We start from the raw sequence: 21,350 nt of genomic DNA on the forward strand, positions 1-21,350 counted from the left end.
CGCGAGCAGCTATCACCCAGTAATGGGAATCCCCCTCCTGTGACGCGAAGCGCTAAGGTGGGGGAGGATGTCAAGACCCACAAGATCATTCTGGATACCGATCCCGGCATCGACGATGCCATGGCCATTCTGTTTGCCGAGGCGCACCCTGCCATCGAATTGCTCGCCATCACCACGGTGTTTGGCAATGCCACCATCGAAAATGGCACCCGCAACGCCCTCTGGCTCAAGCAAAAATATGGCATGAAGGCGGACGTGGCCCGGGGCGCCGCCGCGCCGCTGCTGCGCGAGCCCGTGGGGCCGACGACGGTGGTGCACGGCCCGAGCGGCTTTGGCGACGTCCAGGCGGGGGAGGTGACCCTCATCCCGGATCCCCGCCCGGCCTGGCAATACATCGTCGAGACGGTGAAGGCCCATCCCGGCGAGATCACCCTGGTGACCATCGGTCCCCTCACCAACCTGGCGCTGGCGCTCGAGGCGGCCCCCGAAGTAGCCGCCCTGGTGAAAGAAGTGGTCGTGATGGGCGGTGCCTTTGGCGTCAACGGCCATCGCGGCAACGTGACCCCCTATGCCGAGGCCAATATCCACGACGATCCCGATGCGGCGGACCGGGTCTTCACCGCCCCCTGGCCCCTGGTGATCATCGGGCTCGACGTCACCCAGCAGAGCATCTTCACCGCCGACTATCTGGATGCCCTGCGGGACGATGCGGGGGAGCCGGGCCGCTTCCTGTGGGATGTCAGCCGCTTCTACCTGCGCTTCTATTCCGAGCGCATCGGCATGGCGGGGTGCCATGTGCACGATCCCTCCGCCATCGCCTATGTGATCGATCCTGCGCTGTTCACCCTGCGCAAGGGGCCGGTGCGGGTCATCACCGAGGGGCCCGCCATCGGCCATACCCTGCAAAAATTTGACGACACCCGCCATCCCCATGACGAGTGGGCCGACTGCCCGGCCCAGCAGGTCGGGGTCGCGGTGCGGGATCAGGCCTTGCTCGCCCTCTATCGGGATACCCTGGTGGCCTGGGGCAAGGGGCGCCGATAAGGCCCGGCAGTGAGTGAAAGCGTGATGGCGGCCGGGTCATGGTGAGGCGCCCCCGGTTATACTGGCGAATATCGGGTTGACGGGAGGAAGACGCAATGGCCTGGTTGTCTCTGTTGGTGGCGATAGCCCTGATCGGGTGGTTGATGACGCTGGGGCGCGGCGCCCTTTTCGAGGTCCGGCTCGCGCCGGGCAAGGTGGTGGTGAAGCGGGGCTCGGTGCCGCCGCGCTTTGTGACCCAGGCGACCCAGATCCTGCACCATGAGCCGGTGCGCGGACGCATCCTGGGCCTGCGGGACGGCAACGGGGTGAGGCTGGTCTTCTCCCGCTCCATCCCCGAGCCCGTGGCCCAGCGCCTGCGCAACATCTTCCCCTACGGGGATTACCGGGGGCTCTCCCCAAGCCCTGACGGGCGAAAATCACGCTGAGCGGTCGCCGTGGCGACCCTCATTTCCAGACGCCGGGCCCTGTGCCCGGCGTCTGCGTTTTCAGCGTTTCGCCAGGAGGCTCTGTTGCGGTCAGCGCGGCCCTTGCAGGGGCCTGATCGCCTCGACCAGAAAGTCGATGAAGGCGCGGGTCTGGGGTTTGAGGAAGCGGCCGCCACGAAACACCGCGTGGATCTCGTCCTGGCGATCCTCGTAGGGGGAGGCGAGCCACTCTGGCAGCAGCGGCAGCAGGGTGCCCTCGTCGATGCCTTGCTGCACCATCCAACTCGACAGCAGCAGCACGCCGGACCCCGCGAGGGCGGCGCAGAGCAGGGGCGTGCCCCCGACCGAGGCGAGGTTGCCCTGCACCGCCACCTTCTCGCGCTCCGTGCCCTGCTGGAAGTACCAGTGCTGGCGTTGGCGCCCATGGCCGCGAATGAGGCAGTTGTGGTGGGCCAGCTCGGCGGGATGGGCGGGTTCGCCATGGCGGGCCAGATAGGCGGGGGAGGTGACCAGCAGCGAGCGGTTGGTGAGCAGATGACGAGTGTGCAGGCTGCTGTCGGCGGGCTTGCCGATGCGCACCGCCACGTCCACGTTCTCGGCATCGAGATCCACCATGCGGTTGTCCAGCGCAGCCTCCAGGCGCACCCCGGGGTAGCGGGCGAGGAAGTCGGGCAGGCGGGGAGAGAGCCAGGACGCGCCGAAGCTCTCGAACACCGAGACCCGCAGCGGCCCCTCTGGCGCCACCGAGAGGGGTTGCAGGGATTGCACCAGCTGATCCGCCTCCTCCAGCAGGGGCAGGGAGCGGGCGAGAAAATAGGCGCCCTGCTCGGTCAGCACCAGTTGGCGGGTGCTGCGCTTGAAGAGCGGGATCCCGAGCTGCTGCTCCAGGGCGTCGATGGCACGGGTCACGGAGGAGGGGGCCTGGTTGAGGGCGCGGGCGGCACGGGAGAAACTGCCCGATTCCACCACCTGGGCCAGGATGCGGATGCGATCCAGCATGGATTCACCTTTGCGATAAACGCAAAACTGTTGCAGGTTATGACGATATTCTAATCAACAATGAAAAAGTGAACAATCAGCTCACCGCCCCATCCGGGGTCCATGATCAACGGCTGCGCCTACTGCATCGAGATGCACTCCGACGTGGCGATGAAGCACGGGGAGAGCGCCCAGCGTCTGCTGGCGCTGGCCGCCTGGCAGGAGTCGCCGCTGTTCGACGCCCGGGAGCGGGCGGTGCTGGCCCTGACCGACGAGGTGACCCTGATCGCCGACAAGGGGCTCACGGTGCAGACCTATTAGGCGGCGCTGGCCCAACTGGGGGAAACCCTGCTAGCCCAGTGTCTGATGCAGGTGGTCACCATCAACGCCTGGAACCGGATCGCCGTGGCGACCCGGATGGAACACGATCACTCCTGACTCCGACTCCGAGTGAGGGAGAGAAAACGATTGTCAACGGACCCGCACAAGGGCCCGTTTTGTTACGAAGTGTGCCTTCTGGCGCCAGGGGTTGCGACCGTTGTCGGGGGACGGGAAGTTAATCACACATTCGTTTGATTAATTATTTTTTTAATCTTCCCCGAAAAATACCCATCCAGATCAAGGTGTGGAGAAATGACCTGTGAGTCGAAAAGGGGCTGTATGGCTCTTTTTTGATCGCAATGGCGGGTTAAAAACAGACCAGATGGATCTTTTTGGTTAATTGGTGGTCACTTTTGGTGGCGCGAGAGATTAACGGAAGATGAATTGCCGCGGTGTAACTTGAATAAATTGGTCATTGTCAAGGGATTAACATCTGATACCGCTTTCCATCACCTTTTGAACATTTTTGGGATTAATTTTTCATGTTGTTCACATGCCGGTCTGATGCAATAAAATGCTGCATTTTTTTATACCAATAAGCCTTCAAAAGATGAGGACATTGCATGAGACTCTTTGATGTGAAGAGGGGCTTGGGCGCTTTGCTGCTGCTCGCGACCGCCAGCTTGCTGAGTGGCTGCGACATGGCACTGATGAGCCCCAAGGGGCAGGTCGGTATGGAGCAGAAGTCACTGATACTCACCGCACTCGGCTTGATGCTGATCGTGGTGGTGCCGGTGATTGTCATGGCGGTGGCGTTCGCCTACAAATACCGGGCGTCCAACACCAGTGCCACCTATGCGCCGGACTGGGCCCACTCCAACAAGATTGAGGCAGTCGTCTGGACTGTACCCGTCATCATCATCGTCATCCTGGCGGTGATCACCTGGAAAACTTCCCACTCCCTCGACCCCTACAAGCCGCTGGAATCGGACGTCAAACCGGTTCAGGTGGATGTCATTTCCCTGGACTGGAAGTGGTTGTTCGTCTATCCGGAGCTGGGCATTGCGTCGGTCAACGAGCTGGCCTTCCCGGTCAACACCCCGGTCAACTTCCGGGTGACCTCCGACACCGTGATGAACTCCTTCTTCATCCCGCAACTGGGCGGCCAGATCTACGCCATGGCCGGCATGCAGACCAAGCTGCACCTGATTGCCAACGAAGCGGGCGAGTACAAGGGCATCTCCGGCGGTTACAGCGGTGCCGGTTTCTCCGGCATGAAGTTCAAGGCCATCGCGACCCAGGACCAAGCCGGTTTCGACGCCTGGGTAGCCAAGGTGAAGGCCTCTTCCAAGGCCCTGAGCACCATGGATGAGTTCAATGCCCTGGCCAAGAAGAGCGAAAACCACCCGGTGGAGTACTTCGCCAGCGCCGATCCCAAGCTGTTCGTCAACATCATCAACAAGTTCATGGGCGGCATGTCCCATGGTGGTCACGCCACCCCGGCTGCGGGCTCCGCGGATCACGAGGGCATGAACCACGAGGCCATGAACCATGACGCCGCCCCGAAAGCGGGTGCCATGGACCACGAAGGGATGAACCATGAGGCCTCGCAAGAGGACGCCATGGAGAACCAGGCCATGAACCATGACGCCCATGCCGGACACATGGCCATGTCGGCCGACAAGAGTGTGAAAGCAGGATCCGAGGAATAATCGATGTTTGGAAAATTGACACTCGAGGCTATTCCGTACCATGAACCCATCATCATGGTCACGATAGCCGGTATCATTCTGGGGGGCCTGGCCATCGCCGGTCTCATCACTTACTACGGCAAGTGGCAATATCTGTGGAAAGAGTGGCTGACCTCGGTCGACCACAAACGCCTCGGTATCATGTATCTCATTCTGGGCATGGTCATGCTGCTGCGTGGCTTTGCCGACGCCGTGCTGATGCGTGGCCAGCAGGTCATCGCCTCCGGGGGTGGCGAAGGCTACCTGAATGCCCATCACTACGACCAGATTTTCACCGCCCACGGCGTCATCATGATCTTCTTCGTGGCCATGCCGCTGGTGATCGGTCTGATGAACATCGTGGTGCCGCTGCAAATCGGTGCCCGTGACGTGGCCTTCCCCTTCCTGAACAACCTGAGCTTCTGGTTCACCGCCGCGGCCGTGGTGCTGATCAACGTCTCCCTCGGGGTCGGTGAATTCGCCCAGACCGGCTGGCTGGCCTATCCGCCCTTGTCGGGGCTGGAGTTCAGTCCCGGGGTCGGGGTCGATTACTGGATATGGAGTCTGCAGATTTCGGGTCTGGGGACCCTGCTGACCGGCGTGAACTTCTTCGCCACCATCATCCGCATGCGTGCCCCTGGCATGACCATGATGCGCCTGCCGGTCTTCACCTGGACCGCCCTGTGTGCCAACATCCTGATCATCGCCTCCTTCCCGATCCTGACCGTCACCATCGCCCTGCTCACCGCAGACCGCTACCTGGGTACCCATTTCTTTACCAATGACATGGGTGGCAACATGATGATGTACATCAACCTGATCTGGGCCTGGGGTCACCCCGAGGTGTACATCCTGGTGCTGCCGGTGTTCGGGATCTTCTCCGAAGTGGTGGCGACCTTCTGCAAGAAGAAGCTGTTCGGTTACACCTCCCTGGTGTGGGCGACCGTGGCGATCACCGTGCTCTCCTTCATAGTGTGGCTGCACCACTTCTTCACCATGGGGTCCGGCGCCAACGTGAATGCCTTCTTCGGCATCACCACCATGATCATCTCCATCCCGACCGGGGTGAAGATCTTCAACTGGCTGTTCACCATGTACCGCGGTCGCATCGAGTTCACCTCCCCCATGCTGTGGACCGTCGGCTTCATCATCACCTTCACCGTGGGTGGCATGACCGGGGTACTGCTCTCCGTGCCGGCCGCCAACTTCGTGCTGCACAACAGCCTGTTCCTCATCGCCCACTTCCACAACGTCATCATCGGCGGCGTGGTGTTCGGCTGCTTCGCCGGTATCACCTACTGGTTCCCGAAAGCGTTCGGCTTCAAGCTGGATGACGTCTGGGGCAAGCGTGCCTTCTGGTGCTGGATCACCGGCTTCTTCGTGGCCTTCATGCCGCTCTACGTGCTGGGCTTCATGGGCATGACCCGTCGTGTCAGCCAGAACATCGATCCCGAGTTCCACGGCTGGCTGGTGGTCGCCGCCTGCGGCGCCGGTCTGATTGCCCTGGGCGTGCTGTGCCAGGTCATCCAGATCGTGGTCAGCATTCGCGACCGCGAGAAGAACCGCGACCTGACCGGCGATCCCTGGGGTGGCCGTACCCTGGAGTGGGCCACATCCTCTCCGCCGCCGTTCTACAACTTCGCCATCGAGCCGAAGGTCACCGGTCTGGACGCCTTCTGGGAAGCCAAGGCTGACGGCAGCGCTTACAAGAAGCCTGCCCAGTATGCCCCCATCCACATGCCGAAGAACTCCGGTGCCGGTGTCATCATCGCCGCCTTCAGCGTGGTGTTCGGCTTTGCCATGATCTGGCACATCTGGTGGATGGCCATCGCCGGCTTCATCGGCATGATCGCCACCTGGATCATCCACAGCTTCAACGACGATGTGGACTACTACGTACAGGTTGACGAGATCGAGCGCATCGAAGGTCAGCATTTCGACAACATCAACAAGGTGGCTTAATTCCATGGCGACTGACGTACTACATCACTCTCACGGTGCCCATGAGGATGGGCACCACGATGCCGGTGCCACCAAGGTATTCGGTTTCTGGATCTACCTGATGAGTGACTGCATCCTGTTCGCGACCCTGTTCGCGACCTATGCGGTCCTGGTCAACGGCACTGCCGGCGGCCCCACCGGCAAGGACATCTTCGAACTGCCGTTCGTGTTCGCCGAAACCATGCTGCTGCTGCTGAGCTCCATCACCTTCGGGTTCGGCATGCTGGCCATGAACAAGAACAAGGTCGCGGCAGTCAACACCTGGCTGTTCGTCACCTTCCTGCTGGGTGCCGGCTTCATCGCGATGGAAATCTACGAGTTCCATCACCTGATCGTGCACGAGGCGGGCCCGGATCGCAGCGGCTTCCTCTCTGCCTTCTTCACCCTGGTGGGGACCCACGGTATCCACGTGACCAGCGGCCTGGTCTGGATCATCGTGATGATGGTGTCGATCACCAAGAAGGGGCTGACCGAGCGCAACCGCACTCGCCTGATGTGCCTGAGCCTGTTCTGGCACTTCCTCGACGTGGTATGGATCTGCGTCTTCACCGTGGTCTATCTGATGGGGGTCATGTAAATGAGTCATTCCGTTGACAATCACGGCGCCAGCCACGGCAGCGTCAAGTCCTACATGATCGGTTTCGTGCTGTCACTCATCCTGACCGCCGTGCCGTTCTGGATGGTGATGGACGGCTCCGCCTCCCACGCCGTGGTGCTCGGCACCGTGGTCGGCATGGCGGTGGTGCAGATCTTCGTACACCTGGTCTACTTCCTGCACATGAACACCTCCTCCGAGGAGCGCTGGAACCTGGTGGCACTGGTCTTTACCGTGCTCATCATCGCCATCGTGGTCGTGGGTTCCCTGTGGATCATGTACAACCTCAACATCAACATGATGGTTCACTGAGCGGGTTGATGATGATGAAGCAATACCTGCAAGTGACCAAGCCGGGCATCATCTTCGGCAACCTCATCTCGGTTATCGGGGGATTCCTGCTGGCCTCGAAGGGGAGCCTGGATGTGCCCCTGTTCATCCTGACCATGGTGGGGGTGTCACTGGTGGTGGCCTCCGGTTGCGTGTTCAACAACTACATCGACCGGGACATCGACTGCATCATGGAGCGCACCAAGAACCGCGCCCTGGTGCGGGGGCTCATCGCCCCCGGTGTCTCCCTCTGGTATGCGACGGCGCTGGGCGTTGCGGGCATTGCACTGCTCTACTTTGCGGCCAATCCGTTGGCCGCCTTGCTGGCGGTGCTGGGCTTCCTGGTTTATGTGGGGATCTACAGCCTCTACATGAAGCGCCACTCGGTCTATGGCACCCTGGTCGGCAGCCTCTCCGGCGCCGCGCCGCCGGTCATCGGCTACTGCGCGGTGAGCGGGCAGTTCGACTCGGGGGCCCTGATCCTGCTGGCGATCTTCAGCCTGTGGCAGATGCCGCACTCCTATGCGATCGCCATCTTCCGCTTCAAGGACTACCAGGCCGCCAACATCCCGGTGCTGCCGGTGGTGAAGGGGATCCCGGTGGCCAAGCTCCACATCACCCTCTACATCCTGGCGTTCATGGTGCCGACCCTGATGCTGTTCCTCGGCGGCTACGCCGGTTACAAGTATCTGGTGGTGGCCACCGCGGTGAGCGTCTGGTGGCTGGGGATGGCGCTGTCGGGCTACAAGGCGGCGGTGGACGACTCCCTCTGGGCGCGCAAGCTGTTCATGTTCTCCATCGTCACCATTACTTGCCTGAGCGTGATGATGTCGGTGGACTTCCAGCCGGACGCAGCGCCGGTGCTGGTGAGCATGCTGCCCTGATAGTGTGAACTGCACCCCTGAAATGCATGAAATCCAGAGCCGGGAATCTTCCCGGCTCTGCTATTATGGGCGCCGCCCTGCGAGGGGCATCGCCGATTTTTCGGGGCGGCCGGGCGCCTGTCACCCCTTTCTTTCTCTCTTCTTTTTGACTCATCGAGGCCCTCATGAATGATTTCACCATGACGAGGGGCGAGCGACGCGCGACCTGGGCGCTCGGCTCCGTCTTCTCGCTGCGCATGCTCGGCATGTTTATGGTGCTGCCGGTGCTGACCACCTACGGCATGTCCCTGGCGGGCGCCTCCGAGGCGCTCATCGGGCTTGCCATCGGCATCTACGGCATGACCCAGGCCCTGTTCCAGATCCCCTTCGGCCTGCTCTCCGACAAGGTGGGGCGCAAGCCCCTCATCGTTGGCGGCCTGCTGATGTTTGCCCTTGGCAGCGTCATCGCCGCCCTGAGCGACGCCATCTGGGGGGTCATCGTCGGGCGCGCCCTGCAAGGGAGCGGCGCCATCTCCGCCGCCGTCATGGCGCTCCTGTCGGATCTCACCCGGGAGCAGAATCGCACCAAGGCGATGGCCTTCATCGGGGTGAGCTTTGGCATCACCTTCGCCATCGCCATGGTGACCGGCCCCCTCATCACCCATGCCCTGGGCTTGTCCGGCCTCTTCTGGCTCATCGCCCTGCTGGCCCTGGCCGCCATCGCCATGGTGCTCTGGGTGGTGCCGACCCCGGCGGCACACCTGCAAAATCGCGAGTCCGCCATGGTGCGAGGCAGCTTTCGTACCGTGCTCACCAACCCTCGCCTGCTCAAACTCAACCTCGGCATCCTCTGCGTCCACACCCTGCTGATGTCGAGCTTCGTGGCCCTGCCGCCCCTGCTGGAACGTGCGGGCCTGCCCCGTGACAGCCAGTGGCAGGCCTATCTGGTCACCATGCTGATCGCCTTCGTCAGCGTGGTGCCCTTCATCATCTATGCCGAGAAGCACCGCCAGATGAAGCGGGTCTTCATCGGGTGCGTGGTGGTGATGCTGGCCGCCGAGCTGGTGCTCTGGCAGAGCGGCCAGCAGCTGTGGGGTTTGCTCGCCGGGTTGCAGCTCTTCTTCATCGGCTTCAACGTGATGGAGGCGCTGCTGCCGTCTCTCATCAGCAAGGAGTCCCCGCCGGGCTACAAGGGCACCGCCATGGGGGTCTACTCCACCAGTCAGTTCCTCGGGGTCGCCATCGGCGGCAGTCTCGGCGGCCTGCTCTACAGCCTGGGGGGCGGCCCCCTGGTGTTTGGCGGTTGCGCCGCCCTGGCCCTCGCCTGGCTCGGGGTGAGCCTCACCATGGCCGAGCCCCCTTATGTGAGCAGCCTGCGCATCGTGCTGCCGGAAGGGGTCGAGGCCACCCCGGCCCTGGAGCAGCGGATCCGCGCCTGCGAGGGGGTAAGCGACGTGCTGCTGGTGCGCGAGGAGCACTCCCTCTACGTGAAGGTGGACAGCAAGCGCCTGACCCGCAGCGATCTGGAGCGGCTGGTCTCTTTGTGATGGCGGGCTGCGCGGGGCGGCGCAGAGCGCGGGCTGATGGGCGGCTGCTATGCTGAGATCCTCACTCACAGGAGGAACCTCTGATGTCATACGTGGACGGATTCGTGCTCGCCGTGCCGACGGCCAACAAGCAGGCCCTGATCGATCATGCGGGGCAGTTTGACCCCATCTTCCTCGAATACGGCGCCACCCGGGTGCTGGAGTGCTGGGGGGACGACGTGCCTCACGGCAAGCAGACCGACTTTTATCGGGCGGTGGCGGCCAGGGAGGATGAAACCGTGGTCTTCTCCTGGGTGGAGTGGCCGAGCAAGGCGGTGCGGGACGACGCCATGGGCAAGATGATGCAGGACCCCAGGATGGACCCCGCCAATCCCCTGCACCAGACCATGCCGTTTGATGGCGCCCGCATGATCTTCGGAGGCTTCACCACCGTGCTGGAGCTCAAGGGCTGAGACCGGCCATCGGGGCTTCACCCTGGTGGCCGGAGCGCAAGGGCCGATAGCAACACCCAGGCCCGTCAGATGATGAAAAAGCCCGCCAGCCGGCGCAATGCTGTTCAGATAAGCACTTTTTTGACTGATTATTCATAAATTGGATTTGAGTTGAGGGGGCAAGGCTGTGTCCAGTCGATCTTCCTCCAGCCTTTATCCAGCGGGGCTTGCAATAGAAAGAGGGAGGCATCATGCCTCCCTCGCTTTTTTGTCCTGATACTACGTGGACTGGAACTCAAATTCTCTTAAGTGAACAGCATTGCGCCAGCCGGCGGGCTTTTTGCTGGGCGTTATCTCATGGTCGCTCTCCATGGGGGATGTTCAGCCCGGGCGCCAGAAGGGCTTGTCCCCGAGAATGGTGGCCCTGTGCATCACCCGGCGGGCCGGCAGGTAGTCGGCATTGGCATAGTGCTGGGTCACCCTGTTGTCCCAGATGGCGATGTCGTTCTCCTGCCAGCGCCAGCGCACCTGGAACTCGGGGCGGGTGATGTGCTCGAACAGAAAGCCGAGCAGGGCCTCGCTCTCTTTGGGGGGCAGCCCGGGCAGCCGGGTGGTGAACCCCTCGTTGACGAACAGGGCCTGACGGCCGCTCACCGGATGAGTGCGGATCACCGGGTGGCGCAGGGGCGGGTGACGGGCCACGGCCGCCTGCCAGCGCTGGCGCGCCTCCTCGCTGTCATCATGGCGATGGGCCGGGAAGGACTTGGTGAAGTCGTGCTCGGCTTCCAGCCCTGCCAGCAGGGTTTGCAGAGGCGGGGAGAGGGCCGCCAGCGCCGCGATGCCGCTGGCCCAGAGGGTGTCCCCCCCGGTGGGGGGCAGCTGCTTGGCGGCCAGAATGGCCAGTGCCGGGGGCGTCTCGATAAAGGTCACGTCGGTGTGCCAGTTGTCGTTGTCCGGCGGATTGTCATCGTGGGTATCGAGCACGATGATCTCCTCGGCCTCCTCCGTGTGGGGGTAGACGGGGTGGATGTGCAGATCCCCGAAACGGTTCGCCAGCGCCCGCTGGGCTCGCGGGGTGATGGGCTGGTTGCGAAAGAACAGCACCTGGTATTTGAGCAGGGCGCGATGGAGCTGCTCGAACTGCCCCTGGCTCAGGGGCTCGGCCAGATTGACGCCGGCGATGACGGCGCCGATGTGGGGGCCGAGGGGGGTAATGGTCAACTTGTCGGTCATGGTCTTGCTCCATGTCTGGGGGCGTGAAGGCCCGATACCAATAGGAAAGGGGGGCGAAGGAAAGAGGTCAGCCTGTGGCTAATTGTCCTTCTCCATGCCAGGGGGTGAGCCTGCGCTGCAGGGCGCGCAGTCCCAGTTCCAGTACGAAGGCGATCAGGGCGATCACCAGGATGCCCGCCAGCACCACGTCGGTGGCGAGAAACTCGCCGGCGGATTGCACCATGAAGCCCACCCCCCTGGTGGCGGCGATAAGCTCGGCCGCCACCAGGGTGGACCAGCCCACCCCGAGCCCGATGCGCAGCCCGGTCAGGATGTCCGGCAGGGCCCCTGGCAGGATCACGTGCCAGAGCACCTGGGACCGGGATGCGCCCAGCGCCTGCGCTGCCCGCACTCGCACCGCGTTGGCGCTCTGCACCCCCGCCAGGGTCGCCAGGGCCACGGGCGCGAAGATGGCCAGATAGATGAGCAGCACCTTGGAGGTCTCGCCGATGCCAAACCAGATCACCATGAGTGGCAGGTAGGCGAGCGGCGGCACCGGGCGGTAGAGCTCGATGAGGGGATCCAGCACGCCGCGCACCGTGGGGGAGAGCCCCATGGCGATGCCCACCGTGATGCCAAAGAACGCCGCGGCAGCGAGCGCCACCAGGATGCGCCCCAGGCTGGCCCCCAGGTGTTGCCACAGGGTGGCATCCATAAAGCCCGTTGGGCCTGCGATGGTGATGAGCTGTGCCAGCACCCGCTGTGGGGGCGGCAGGAACAGGGGATCGACCCAGCCGAAGTGGGCCACCAGCCACCACAGGGCCAGCAGCACGATCAGGGTGGCGAGGCTCAGGGTCAGACGGCGGGGCAGGGGCCAGCCCGCTGCCCGTGTGTGGGTGACATCCCGTTGCCGGGCGAGGGCGAGAGTCATGCAAAGGCCTCCCGCTCTGCGAACACCCGTTCCAGCACGTATTCACGGCGCTCGATGAAGGCCGGATCGGACTTGATGCTGCGGCAGGGCTCCCCGGCGGCGAAGCGGCGACCGAAATCCAGGGTCATCCGCTCCGTCACCCGCCCGGGGGAGGGGGAGAGCAGCACCAGATCGGTGGCCATGAAGATGGCCTCCTCGATGTCGTGGGTGATGAGCATCACCTGACGCCGGTGCTCGTGCCACAGGCGCAGCAGCAGAGTCTGCATCTGCTCCCGGGTGAAGGCGTCCAGGGCGCCGAAGGGCTCGTCCAGCAGGAGCAGGCGGGGCTGGGTGGCCAGGGCCCGGGCGATGCCGACCCGCTGGCGCTGGCCGCCGGAGAGCTGCCAGATGGCGCGATCGCCGGCCCCCTCCAGCCCCACCTGACGCAGCAGTGCCCGGGCCTGTTCGGTGCGTTCGGCACTGGGCACGCCCGCCAGCTGCAGGCCGAGTGCCACGTTGTCTCGCACGTTTCGCCAGGGCAGCAGCCCCTCGCTCTGGAACACCACGCCGCGCTCGGCGCCGGGGCCGGTGACCGGCTTGCCCTCAAGGCTTATCTGGCCGTGGTGGCAAGGCTCGAAGCCCGCCACCAGGTTGAGGAGGGTCGTCTTGCCCGAGCCCGAGGGCCCCAGCACCACCATCAGCCCCCCCTCGGACAGGGAGAGGTTGATGTTGTCGAGCACCCGCCTGCCGGCGTACTCGGCGGACACATGAGAGAGCTGCAGCATGGTCGTCTCCTTGGATTTACTGGGCCACGGCTTTCACGAAGCGATCGGTCACGAACTGGCGGTAGTCCGAGGCGGCGTTCGCGACCTTGCCCTGGCTCTCGAGGAAGCGGGCGGTGTCGATGATGGTCTGGTTGACGAGGCGCCCGAGCTCGGCGCTCTGGGCCTTCGCATCGAGGTAGGTGTTACCCTTCACCAGCGCGGGAACGTCCGCCTCGGGAACGCCGCTCAGCTTGGCCAGCTTGGCGAGGTTGTCCGGCTTGGTGAGCCAGCCGTCGGGGTTGGCCAGGTAGTCGCGCTGGGCGGCCAGGGTGCTGTTCACGAAGGCCTGCACCACTTCGGGGTGGGCCTTGGCAAAGTCCTTGCGCACCACCCAGACGTCCAGGGTCGGCGCCCCCCAGTCACCCACCTGGGCGGAGTCGGTCAGCACCTTGCCCTCCTTGGTGAGCTGGTTGAGGGCGGGGGCCCAGACATAGGCGCCGTCGATGTCGCCCCGCTGCCAGGCGGCGATGATGGTCGGTGGTTGCAGGTTGACGATCTGCAGCGTCGCGGGGTCGACGTTCCAGTGCTTGAGGGCCGCCAGCAGGCTGTAGTGGGTGGTGGAGGTATAGGGCACGGCGATGCGCTTGCCCGCGAGATCCTCGGGTTTTTCGAGCCCCTGCTTCACCACCAGGGCCTCGGATTCCCCGAGCTTGGAGGCGAGCAGGAACACCTCGATGGGCAGGTTCTGGCTCGCCGCCACTGCCAGGGGGCTGGAGCCGATGTTGCCTATCTGCACGTCGCCGGAGGCGAGCGCCCGTACCACGCTGGCGCCGCTGTCAAACTTGCGCCAATCCACGGTAGCGCCGCTCTCCCTGGCGAAGCTGTTGTCGGCCTGGGCCACCTTGGCGGGTTCGGCGGAGGTCTGGTAGGCCACGGTGACGTCGAGGGCCTGGGCGGACTGGCCGAGCAGCATGGAGGCCGCGAGCCACAGAGAGATGCCTTTTGCTGTCATGATGCACTTCCTTGTTGGGGGTGTTGGAAGCCACATCTTTATCTGAACATCCCCGGGGGCGAAGGAACGAGAAGGGTGTTCTCATGCCGTTTGGTTCTTAGAAAAAGAACGGTAAATCAATGATCTGATTGAGATATGCCAGAAAGTGGATAGCTTGCTCACCCGCCGTCTATCGGGTGGCTGACGCAAGGGGCCAAGGGTCGGCCCCCAGGGGCCGGCAGGTGCGTGCGGGGGTAGGCCAACAGGGAGGGCAGAGGGGGGCAGTGACTGGTAGGGGGAAGGGAGGAAAAGGCCCCGCCAGGGTGGCGGGGCCGGGGGATCAGCGCTCCACCAGCGGGGCCGAGCGGTAGCTCCACAGGCCATAGGTGCGCAGGGCGTCCCGGTAGATGCCAAGCAGCTCCTCCGGGCTTGCCTTGGCCAGGGCCGAGAGGGGCTTGTCCGGGTAGGCGACGCTGTCGATGCGGATGTTCGCCGGGCCGCTCTGCCAACAGGCGATTTCCAGCAGGGTCTGGCCCCGGCGCACATGGCTCGCCGAGCTCACCAGGGTGGCGAACTCAATCTCGTGGCGGGCGAGGGCATAGCCGCTGTAGAGGGCGTTCTCCACCGTGCTGGTGGCGTAGTTCTCCTCGATGATGCGGGAGCGGTCGATGCCCTTTTTCGCCAGCCAGTCCGCCATCAGCTTGCCCTCGGTCTGGCGGTTCTGGGGCACGCCGCCGGTGAGGATGACGAGGGCCGCCGGATCGGCCTGGGCCAGGGCGCGGGTGGTCTCGAGGCGTCTCAGCAGGATGTCGTGCATGGAGCCATCGGGATTGAGGGCATAGCCCAGGGTGACGATGGCGCGGCGCCCCTTCTTCTCGCCCCGTCCCTGACGCTCCTTGAGGGGGGTGGCGACCATCCTGTCCACGGTGGCGAACAGTCGCTGCAAGTCGGCGGCGCGACCGGCATTGAGCTCGCCGACCCGCTTGAGATAGCCATCGGATTTGGCCTGGTTGCCCTTGAAGCGCTGCCAGGTGGCCAGATAGGTGTTGATGTCCAGATCGTCCGGGGCGGCGGTGAGGGCCTGCTCGAACAGGGCGATGGCCCTGTCCACGTTGCCGTTGTAGATCTGGGCGTTGGCCGCCGAGATAAGCAGATCGGTGCGATAGGGCTCGAGCTGGTGGGCCTCCAGCAGCAGGGTGGTCACCTGCTCCATGTTGCTCGGCATCTTGGCGGTGAAGCCCGCATCGGAGACCCGGGCGGGGGAGTGGAAGATGCGGGCGGCGTCTGCCAGCAGCTGATCCACCACCTGGCGCTTGCTGATGAACTGCTCGTAATTCTGCTCCTTTTGCAGGGAGCGCACCGGGGCGGCCCAGGCATCGGATGAGACAACGAGCGGCAGCGTCAGCAGGCTGGTGAGGGTCAGGGCAATCGCGGTTTTCTTCATCATGGGGCTCCCTCTGGGGTGCGGGGCGCGATGCCTTGGCTCGTCCCCTGAATGCTTTTCCAATAAAAACAGATGCTTGGTTTGCTGCTTACTCTACTCCCTTCCCGATGAAAAAAACGTGAACCGTTCCGGTTATCCCGATGGCCCCCCTCAGCGCAGCCCCAGACGCGCCTGCAGGAAGGCCAGCCAGGCCTCCACCTTGGCGGGCAGGTGGCGGCGCTTGGGATAGACGCACCAGATGCCGTGCTCGGGCAGGGCATGGTCTGGCAGGACGGGCACCAGCCGCCCGATGGCGAGATCCCGCGCCACGATGAAGTCCGGCATGTTGCCGATGCCAAGTCCCGCCAGCAGCGCGGTGTGGATGGCATCGCTGTTGTTGACCTCGAAATTGCCCCTGGGGGTGATGGCCACCTCTCCTTCGGGCCCGTGCAGCCGCCACTGGGTGCCGCCGCGAAACAGGGAGTAGAAGAGGCAGTTGTGGCGCTCGAGATCCGCCGGGGTGCGGGGCGTGCCGGCCTGCGCCAGGTAGGCGGGGGCGGCGCACAGGGTGCTGAGACAGGGGGCGAGGCGGCGGGCGACCAGGCTCGAATCCTCCAGCTCGCCGATGCGCACCGCCACGTCGAACCCCTCGGCCACCAGATCCTGCCGGGCGTCGCTCATCTCCAGCTGCAACTGCACCTCGGGGTGAAGGGCGAGAAACTCGGGGACAAGGGGGGCGATGTGGCGCCGGCCATAGACCATGGGCACCGTCACCCGCAGCAGGCCGCGGGGGGCCGATTGCAGGGCGCCGATGGCATCTTCCCCGTCGCTGGCCAGGCGCACTGCATGGCGCACCGTCTCGAAGTAGCGCTCCCCCGCCTCGGTGAGGGTGAGGGAACGGGTGGTGCGATAGAGGAGCTGGCAGCCGAGGGCCTGCTCGAGCTGGCTCACCTTCTTGCTCAGCACCGACTTGCTGAGGCCGAGCTGACGGGCGGCGCCGGAGAAGGTGCCCGACTCCACCACGGCGACGAAGGCGGGGAGCAGGGCGAAGGCTTCCTGGTTCATGTTGTTCTCGATATGGAAACAATGTTGTTCCAGAAGGGTAGATTATCCCCAAATCAAAAACAATTTACCCTGCTCGTCAGTTCAACCAAGGAGCAACCCCATGATCCCCCCGCTTGTTGACCGCGGCCCCGGCCGCCCCGCCCTCGGCCAGACACTTGGCCAGACCCTGGGTGCCCTGGCCGCCTTCGCCGCCGGCCTGCTACTGGCGCTGATGATCGCCCAGAACGGCGCCCTGTCCCGCGCCACCGACCCCTGGCTCGCGAGCTGGCTGGCCCACGGGGTCGGCAGCCTGGTGGCCGGGCTCCTGTGGTGGCTCTCCCCAAGGCCCCCGACGCCGGAGGCGGCCCCGCTCTGGGCCTGGCTCGGCGGTCTGCCGGGGGCGCTCACCGTGGTACTGGCGGCCCTGTGCCTCAACTCGCCCCTCGGCATGGCGGGCACCCTGGCCTGCGATGGCCTCGGCTGGCTCGGACTGGCTCGCCGCCGCCCCTCGGGAAAAGACGCGCTCGCCGCCCTGCTGGTGATGGCCGGCGCACTGCTTATCGTGCTGCGTTAGGAGAGACACCATGACCCTATTGATCCTGCTGGGACTGCTGAACGGCGTGGCGGTGAGCCTGTCGCGCACCCTCAATGGCCGCCTCGCCAGCGCCCGGGGCGCCATGACGGCGTCGCTGGCCAACCACCTGCTCGGCTTCGGGCTGCTCGGCGTCCTGCTCATCCTCAAAGGGGCACCCTGGGAGCGGCTCGCCGGGCTCGATCCCTGGCTGCTGCTCGGCGGGGTGCTGGGGGCGCTGTTCGTCGCCATCAGCAGTTGGGCCATCGGCCGGATCGGCGCCCTGGCCTGCGCCCTGCTCATCGTCACGGGCCAGCTGGCGGGAGGCGCACTGCTCGATGCCCTGGCCGGACGGCTGGCCGCAAGTGATCTGCTCGGCATCCTGCTGGTGCTGGCGGGGGCTGCGCTGCAACGCTGGCAGGGCGGCAAGTCGCGCTCCCGAGGGTGAGTGATGCGGTGATGGTCTGGGTAAACCGGCAGGGATGACAAGAGTGTCGCCCTGCCTGGATGCCAAAGGCGGCTCTCCTGTCGGCTCAGGGCCCAGATGAAAAGGAAAAGGCGAAAGAAAGGGAGGGAAAGGAAGAAACAGGAAGGCAACAGAGAGCAATGAAAGAGAGGCGCCTGTCACCCTGGGCCGCCCTCAACAGCAGAACACCGGCGCAAGGCCGGTGTTCTGAACAGCATGGCGGCGGGCCCGACGGGGCGCGCGGTCAGGGCGGCTTAGGCGTAGAAAGCCTCGACGGTGCCCTTGACGGTGATCAGCATGGGGTTGCCGTAGCGATCCTTGGCCTTGGGGGAGGGGATCTTCACCCAACCTTCGCTGATGCAGTACTCCTCGACATTGGTGCGCTCCTTGCCGTTCACGCGAATGCCGATCTCGTGCTGGAAGCACTCCGCCACATGGTGCGGGCTGCGCGGGTTGGCCGCCAGACGGTCGGGCAGTGCAGGTTTGTTGTCGCTCATTTTATTTACCTGAGTGTGATAAAAAGTGGGTCATTGTAGGCAATGCCCGTCATGGGCTCAAGGCTGGGTTGCGTCCCATGGGGGGGACTAGGTCTGGCTACAGTTGCAGCTCGGGCAACAGCGTCGCCTGCGCCTGAAAATGGTGGCAACGGTGCTCAACGTCGTCTCTGTAACGTGCCAGATAAGCCAGCTCGGCGGGATTGTCTGTCTCAACCAGGGCGATGGCGGCATCAAGCTGATGCAGTATGTCGCTGGCCATCTTGTGCAAGGTCTGCTGCAACAGGCGTTTGGGCAGCTCGCATGCCTCGGCCATCTCCAGCAACTGCCATGCGTTGACCGCCTCGGGAGCAAACTCGTCGCCTATGGCCATGGCCAGATGCTGGTTGAACTCGGGGTAAAGCCCCACATTGACCAGATCGTACCAGGGGGTGGGCATCAGCCCTGCTTTTGATACGAAGAAGCTGTAGTTCTTGCCGTGGGCATCGTGGTTGTTGACGCAGAGGTTGAAGAGCAGCCATTGCAGCATGTCCAGTCTGGCCTGCGCCGGATTGACACAGAGGGCGCTGAGACTGAACAGCCGTGGCAGGCTCACCCCTTCCCGAATATGGGCCACGTCCCGCCCGTCACCGAAGTTGCGTTCATATTTTCGGGCGACGGGAAACCCCAGCCCCTGACAGGCATCGATCATGTGACGACGGCGCACCCTCAAGCCATCCTCGTCAAGGCGCCGATCGAACCGTTCCACCAGCAAGCTTCGGTGGGACTTATCGCCTTGGCCGACCCTGTGCAGTTCGACCCGCGCCACCGGCATGCCCAGCAGTGCGGCCAGTCGCATGGTCACGAACTCATTGATCACCAGATGAGGGTGATGCTCGAACTTGAGGAGGTGGGTGGAACAGAGCTCGCCCTCGCCAAATCCCAGCGTCCCCTCGAGTCGCAGCAGGTTGAGCTTGGCCTGCACGCCCGCAACCGAGAGGCGGGGGCGACCATCCCAGACTTCCAGCGGCCAGATCTCGGGCTGATCGAGGCGCAGCAACAGCTCTTTCGGGGTGATGGGGCGAAAATGGGTGGGGACGTCGGGCTCTGCGGGCAGGGTAAAGGTGACCGCCCCTGAGACATCGCGACCGATGCCGTGGATCAGGGCAAAGAGATTGCTGCGCGAAACGGAGAGCGCCTCAATCAGGTGCTCCAGCCCGCGATTTTCAGGCAGCAAGTTGCCGAGATACGCCCGGATCTGGGCGCTGCTGGCCGAACCATCCAGCGCCAGCGGCGGGGAGAGCGGGAAGCCACGCGCCTGCCACTCAGGTGTATAGCCGAGCTGAAACGCATCCCGGCTGGAGTCATATTCGAGATGGCCGATCAGCTGGTTACCCAGCCGAAGTTCCAGCCGATGGTGCTCAGAACCACCCATCATCACCGACCTCGGGTTGGCTGTTGCCGCTCGCTACCTGTGAGCCCATTTCCTGCACCAGTTGCAAGCGCAGCCCCAGCGCCTTCATCACCTGCAACAGGGTCGAGAGGTAGACATCCCCCCCTTTTTCAATCTTGATCAGGGTCTTCTTGGAGATACCGCACAGTGAGGCCGTCACCTCCTGGGTCATCCTGGCGGCTTTGCGTCTCTCGCGGATCGCCAGCCCCAGCGAGGCGGGATCCAGTGCTTTCGGGCCGGTTTGCAACGATGCGTCTGCCATCATGATCACGAAAAAAAGTGTAGGTTGTTACACCTTAACTCATGGTAAGAGCAAACAGCAATTAAAAGTGTACGATAGTGCACTTTTGATGGTTCTGGTACTGGTTGCAAGATAAAAGTGTAGAGGAGTCTACAAAGCTGTTGGCGATTCACATAGTTACAACACTATCTCCTCCACAGTGGAGTAGGGACTAGTGTCTGGATGTATGGAGTTAAATCCGATCACATCGTAAGTCAATTTTTAATAAAGATTCATATGGTAATGCCGATAGTAATTGAAGACTAGATTGAATCTTAGACTCTGCGGCAAGGACACTATGTTACTCTCAATTCGCACCAATAGTACTGCAATAGCTGCACAACGTAATCTTAGTAGTCTGATGGGGTCTTTTGACTCATCTCTCAAGCGTTTATCTTCGGGCTTGCGTATCAACAGCGCAGCAGATGATGCTGCGGGACTTCAGATCAGTAATCGTCTGACAAGCGAAATCAATGGTAGCAATGGAGCGATTCGAAATATCAATGATGCCATCTCCGTTATCAATGTTGCTGATGGGGCAATGGACGAGTCGATGAATCTCATGCAGCGTATGCGTACACTTGCTCTGCAGGCTGGTAGTGGCATCAATTCGGCAGATGACCGGGCAGCACTCAATATGGAGTTCCAGCAGATGCGTTTGGAAATGGATCGGATCGCAACCAAGACAACTTTTGCTGGACAGAGCCTATTGGCCGGGACATATGAAGGGGTGTTTTCTATAGGAGCTTATGCTGGTCAAAACATGGTCATCACAGATATGAATGCGCAAACCAAAAACCTTGGAGAAATGGTTTGGCAGTCTCGCAGTCCAACCAGCAGTAAACCTGGTGCTCACAGCATTGATGGTCTTCAGTTAGGTGCCCAACCTATCACACTCAACGGCGTGACGTTCGACACAAACTATCCAACGCTAGAAGCGTTTGTTGCTGACATCAATAGCACTAGCTTCCCAAATAACCAGAGCCCGATAGAAGCTGTACAGCACCCATTCTCGGTAAGATCGTCAATCGATCTGTCCACTCTTCCTTCCTATATCGATATCGAAGGACAGACGGTGGATTTGACAACGGGCATCGACATGACTGGCTGGGATCCTGTGAACCCCACGTCGGAAAATAGTTGGTTGATGGCAACGGTCGTCCATCGGATCAACATTGCGGCACAATCTGCAGGTCTTGGATTTTCCGTCAGTGGTTCGTATAACAACAACCCTGCTAATAATCAGCTTACGATATATAGCTCTCAAGGAAATAGCCTTACTCTGGCAAATGGCAGCATTCATCCACCCCGGGAATTCAGATAATAAGTGCGACACTCATGGATGAATGGCGAGAGGTGGCCAACTGCTGATTGGTGGTACCCTTCTGCTCGCCAAAGTAAAAGCAGTATCACCATGAGCTATCAGCAGTTGACCGAGGGGCAACGATACCAGTTATCGGTGCTTCGCGCACAGGGGATGTCCATCCTTGCCACCGCA

Annotated in this window: 23 protein-coding genes; 13 read left to right on the plus strand and 10 right to left on the minus strand. The window is 62.8% G+C overall.

Annotated features, from left to right (window positions below; translation table 11 throughout):
- Positions 1-39 precede the first annotated feature (39 nt).
- Together PG896_RS17275 and PG896_RS17280 are read left to right on the plus strand one after the other, a co-directional pair.
- A complete protein-coding gene (locus PG896_RS17275; RefSeq protein WP_370736853.1) occupies positions 40-1,044 on the plus strand; it encodes a nucleoside hydrolase in 1,005 nt (334 codons plus the stop codon).
- A gap of 95 nt (positions 1,045-1,139) precedes the next feature.
- Entirely contained in the window at positions 1,140-1,469 is a 330-nt protein-coding gene (locus PG896_RS17280) for a DUF3634 family protein (RefSeq protein ID WP_039039207.1), read from the plus strand.
- A gap of 90 nt (positions 1,470-1,559) precedes the next feature.
- Here PG896_RS17280 and PG896_RS17285 read toward each other — a convergent pair whose 3' ends face one another.
- Positions 1,560-2,468, minus strand: a complete 909-nt coding sequence (locus PG896_RS17285) for a LysR family transcriptional regulator (RefSeq protein WP_052815582.1) — start codon at positions 2,466-2,468, stop codon at positions 1,560-1,562.
- 102 nt (positions 2,469-2,570) lie between these two features.
- Here PG896_RS17285 and PG896_RS17290 point away from each other — a divergent pair, with 102 nt between their 5' ends.
- The 8 genes from PG896_RS17290 to PG896_RS17325 all read left to right on the plus strand — a co-directional run bounded on the left by PG896_RS17290 (position 2,571) and on the right by PG896_RS17325 (position 10,286).
- Positions 2,571-2,768, plus strand: a complete 198-nt coding sequence (locus tag PG896_RS17290) for a carboxymuconolactone decarboxylase family protein (RefSeq protein ID WP_223917181.1) — start codon at positions 2,571-2,573, stop codon at positions 2,766-2,768.
- Between the two features lie 623 nt (positions 2,769-3,391).
- Positions 3,392-4,480 carry a cytochrome o ubiquinol oxidase subunit II gene (gene cyoA / locus PG896_RS17295; RefSeq protein ID WP_080767819.1) on the plus strand — a complete coding sequence of 363 codons (1,089 nt, stop codon included), beginning with the start codon at positions 3,392-3,394 and terminating at the stop codon, positions 4,478-4,480.
- Between the two features lie 3 nt (positions 4,481-4,483).
- Complete coding sequence (gene cyoB, locus PG896_RS17300) at positions 4,484-6,460, plus strand: cytochrome o ubiquinol oxidase subunit I (protein ID WP_041211612.1); 1,977 nt, start codon at positions 4,484-4,486, stop codon at positions 6,458-6,460.
- Positions 6,381-7,076: a cytochrome o ubiquinol oxidase subunit III gene (locus PG896_RS17305; protein ID WP_080560441.1), complete on the plus strand. Its 696-nt coding sequence runs from the start codon at positions 6,381-6,383 to the stop codon at positions 7,074-7,076. Before cyoB ends, PG896_RS17305 begins: the two co-directional genes overlap by 80 nt.
- On the plus strand, positions 7,077-7,406 hold the full coding sequence (locus tag PG896_RS17310) for a cytochrome o ubiquinol oxidase subunit IV (protein ID WP_270835995.1): 330 nt from the start codon (positions 7,077-7,079) through the stop codon (positions 7,404-7,406).
- A gap of 8 nt (positions 7,407-7,414) precedes the next feature.
- Positions 7,415-8,308, plus strand: a complete 894-nt coding sequence (gene cyoE, locus PG896_RS17315; protein WP_119197460.1) for a heme o synthase — start codon at positions 7,415-7,417, stop codon at positions 8,306-8,308.
- A gap of 164 nt (positions 8,309-8,472) precedes the next feature.
- Positions 8,473-9,834, plus strand: a complete 1,362-nt coding sequence (locus tag PG896_RS17320; protein WP_041213223.1) for an MFS transporter — start codon at positions 8,473-8,475, stop codon at positions 9,832-9,834.
- Positions 9,835-9,917: 83 nt separating this feature from the next.
- Positions 9,918-10,286: a DUF1428 domain-containing protein gene (locus PG896_RS17325; protein ID WP_010673687.1), complete on the plus strand. Its 369-nt coding sequence runs from the start codon at positions 9,918-9,920 to the stop codon at positions 10,284-10,286.
- Between the two features lie 360 nt (positions 10,287-10,646).
- On the opposite strand, the gene tauD is transcribed toward PG896_RS17325, so the two are convergent.
- The 6 genes from tauD to PG896_RS17355 form a co-directional block, all read right to left on the minus strand.
- Entirely contained in the window at positions 10,647-11,498 is an 852-nt protein-coding gene (gene tauD, locus PG896_RS17330; RefSeq protein WP_043155533.1) for a taurine dioxygenase, read from the minus strand.
- 67 nt (positions 11,499-11,565) lie between these two features.
- On the minus strand, positions 11,566-12,408 hold the full coding sequence (gene tauC / locus PG896_RS17335; protein WP_244812612.1) for a taurine ABC transporter permease TauC: 843 nt from the start codon (positions 12,406-12,408) through the stop codon (positions 11,566-11,568).
- A complete protein-coding gene (gene tauB, locus PG896_RS17340) occupies positions 12,405-13,172 on the minus strand; it encodes a taurine ABC transporter ATP-binding subunit (protein ID WP_244812611.1) in 768 nt (255 codons plus the stop codon). Before tauB ends, tauC begins: the two co-directional genes overlap by 4 nt.
- Before the next feature lie 16 nt (positions 13,173-13,188).
- Positions 13,189-14,163 (minus strand): taurine ABC transporter substrate-binding protein, encoded by a 975-nt coding sequence (tauA, locus tag PG896_RS17345; RefSeq protein WP_244812610.1) that lies wholly within the window; start codon positions 14,161-14,163, stop codon positions 13,189-13,191.
- Between the two features lie 319 nt (positions 14,164-14,482).
- Positions 14,483-15,586, minus strand: coding sequence for an ElyC/SanA/YdcF family protein (locus tag PG896_RS17350; protein ID WP_223918439.1), 1,104 nt, complete (start codon positions 15,584-15,586; stop codon positions 14,483-14,485).
- 150 nt (positions 15,587-15,736) lie between these two features.
- On the minus strand, positions 15,737-16,630 hold the full coding sequence (locus tag PG896_RS17355; protein ID WP_039039201.1) for a LysR family transcriptional regulator: 894 nt from the start codon (positions 16,628-16,630) through the stop codon (positions 15,737-15,739).
- A 100-nt stretch (positions 16,631-16,730) separates the two neighbouring features.
- Here PG896_RS17355 and PG896_RS17360 point away from each other — a divergent pair, with 100 nt between their 5' ends.
- A complete protein-coding gene (locus PG896_RS17360) occupies positions 16,731-17,183 on the plus strand; it encodes a DMT family transporter (protein WP_210600782.1) in 453 nt (150 codons plus the stop codon).
- A gap of 10 nt (positions 17,184-17,193) precedes the next feature.
- Positions 17,194-17,628, plus strand: coding sequence for a DMT family transporter (locus PG896_RS17365; RefSeq protein ID WP_113736103.1), 435 nt, complete (start codon positions 17,194-17,196; stop codon positions 17,626-17,628).
- Positions 17,629-17,900: 272 nt separating this feature from the next.
- Here PG896_RS17365 and PG896_RS17370 read toward each other — a convergent pair whose 3' ends face one another.
- The 3 genes from PG896_RS17370 to PG896_RS17380 all read right to left on the minus strand — a co-directional run bounded on the left by PG896_RS17370 (position 17,901) and on the right by PG896_RS17380 (position 19,834).
- Entirely contained in the window at positions 17,901-18,143 is a 243-nt protein-coding gene (locus PG896_RS17370; RefSeq protein ID WP_005302916.1) for a DUF3297 family protein, read from the minus strand.
- Between the two features lie 97 nt (positions 18,144-18,240).
- On the minus strand, positions 18,241-19,557 hold the full coding sequence (locus PG896_RS17375; RefSeq protein ID WP_201985066.1) for a HipA domain-containing protein: 1,317 nt from the start codon (positions 19,555-19,557) through the stop codon (positions 18,241-18,243).
- Positions 19,541-19,834: a helix-turn-helix domain-containing protein gene (locus tag PG896_RS17380; RefSeq protein ID WP_223917222.1), complete on the minus strand. Its 294-nt coding sequence runs from the start codon at positions 19,832-19,834 to the stop codon at positions 19,541-19,543. The genes PG896_RS17375 and PG896_RS17380 overlap by 17 nt, the downstream gene beginning before the upstream one ends.
- Before the next feature lie 316 nt (positions 19,835-20,150).
- Here PG896_RS17380 and PG896_RS17385 point away from each other — a divergent pair, with 316 nt between their 5' ends.
- The gene (locus tag PG896_RS17385) at positions 20,151-21,176 is read left to right on the plus strand and encodes a flagellin N-terminal helical domain-containing protein (protein WP_244812519.1); all 1,026 of its coding nucleotides are present in this window, start codon (positions 20,151-20,153) and stop codon (positions 21,174-21,176) included.
- Positions 21,177-21,350: the final 174 nt, after the last annotated feature.

It is taken from the genome of Aeromonas sp. QDB30 (assembly GCF_027707645.1).
GTDB lineage: Bacteria > Pseudomonadota > Gammaproteobacteria > Enterobacterales > Aeromonadaceae > Aeromonas > Aeromonas caviae.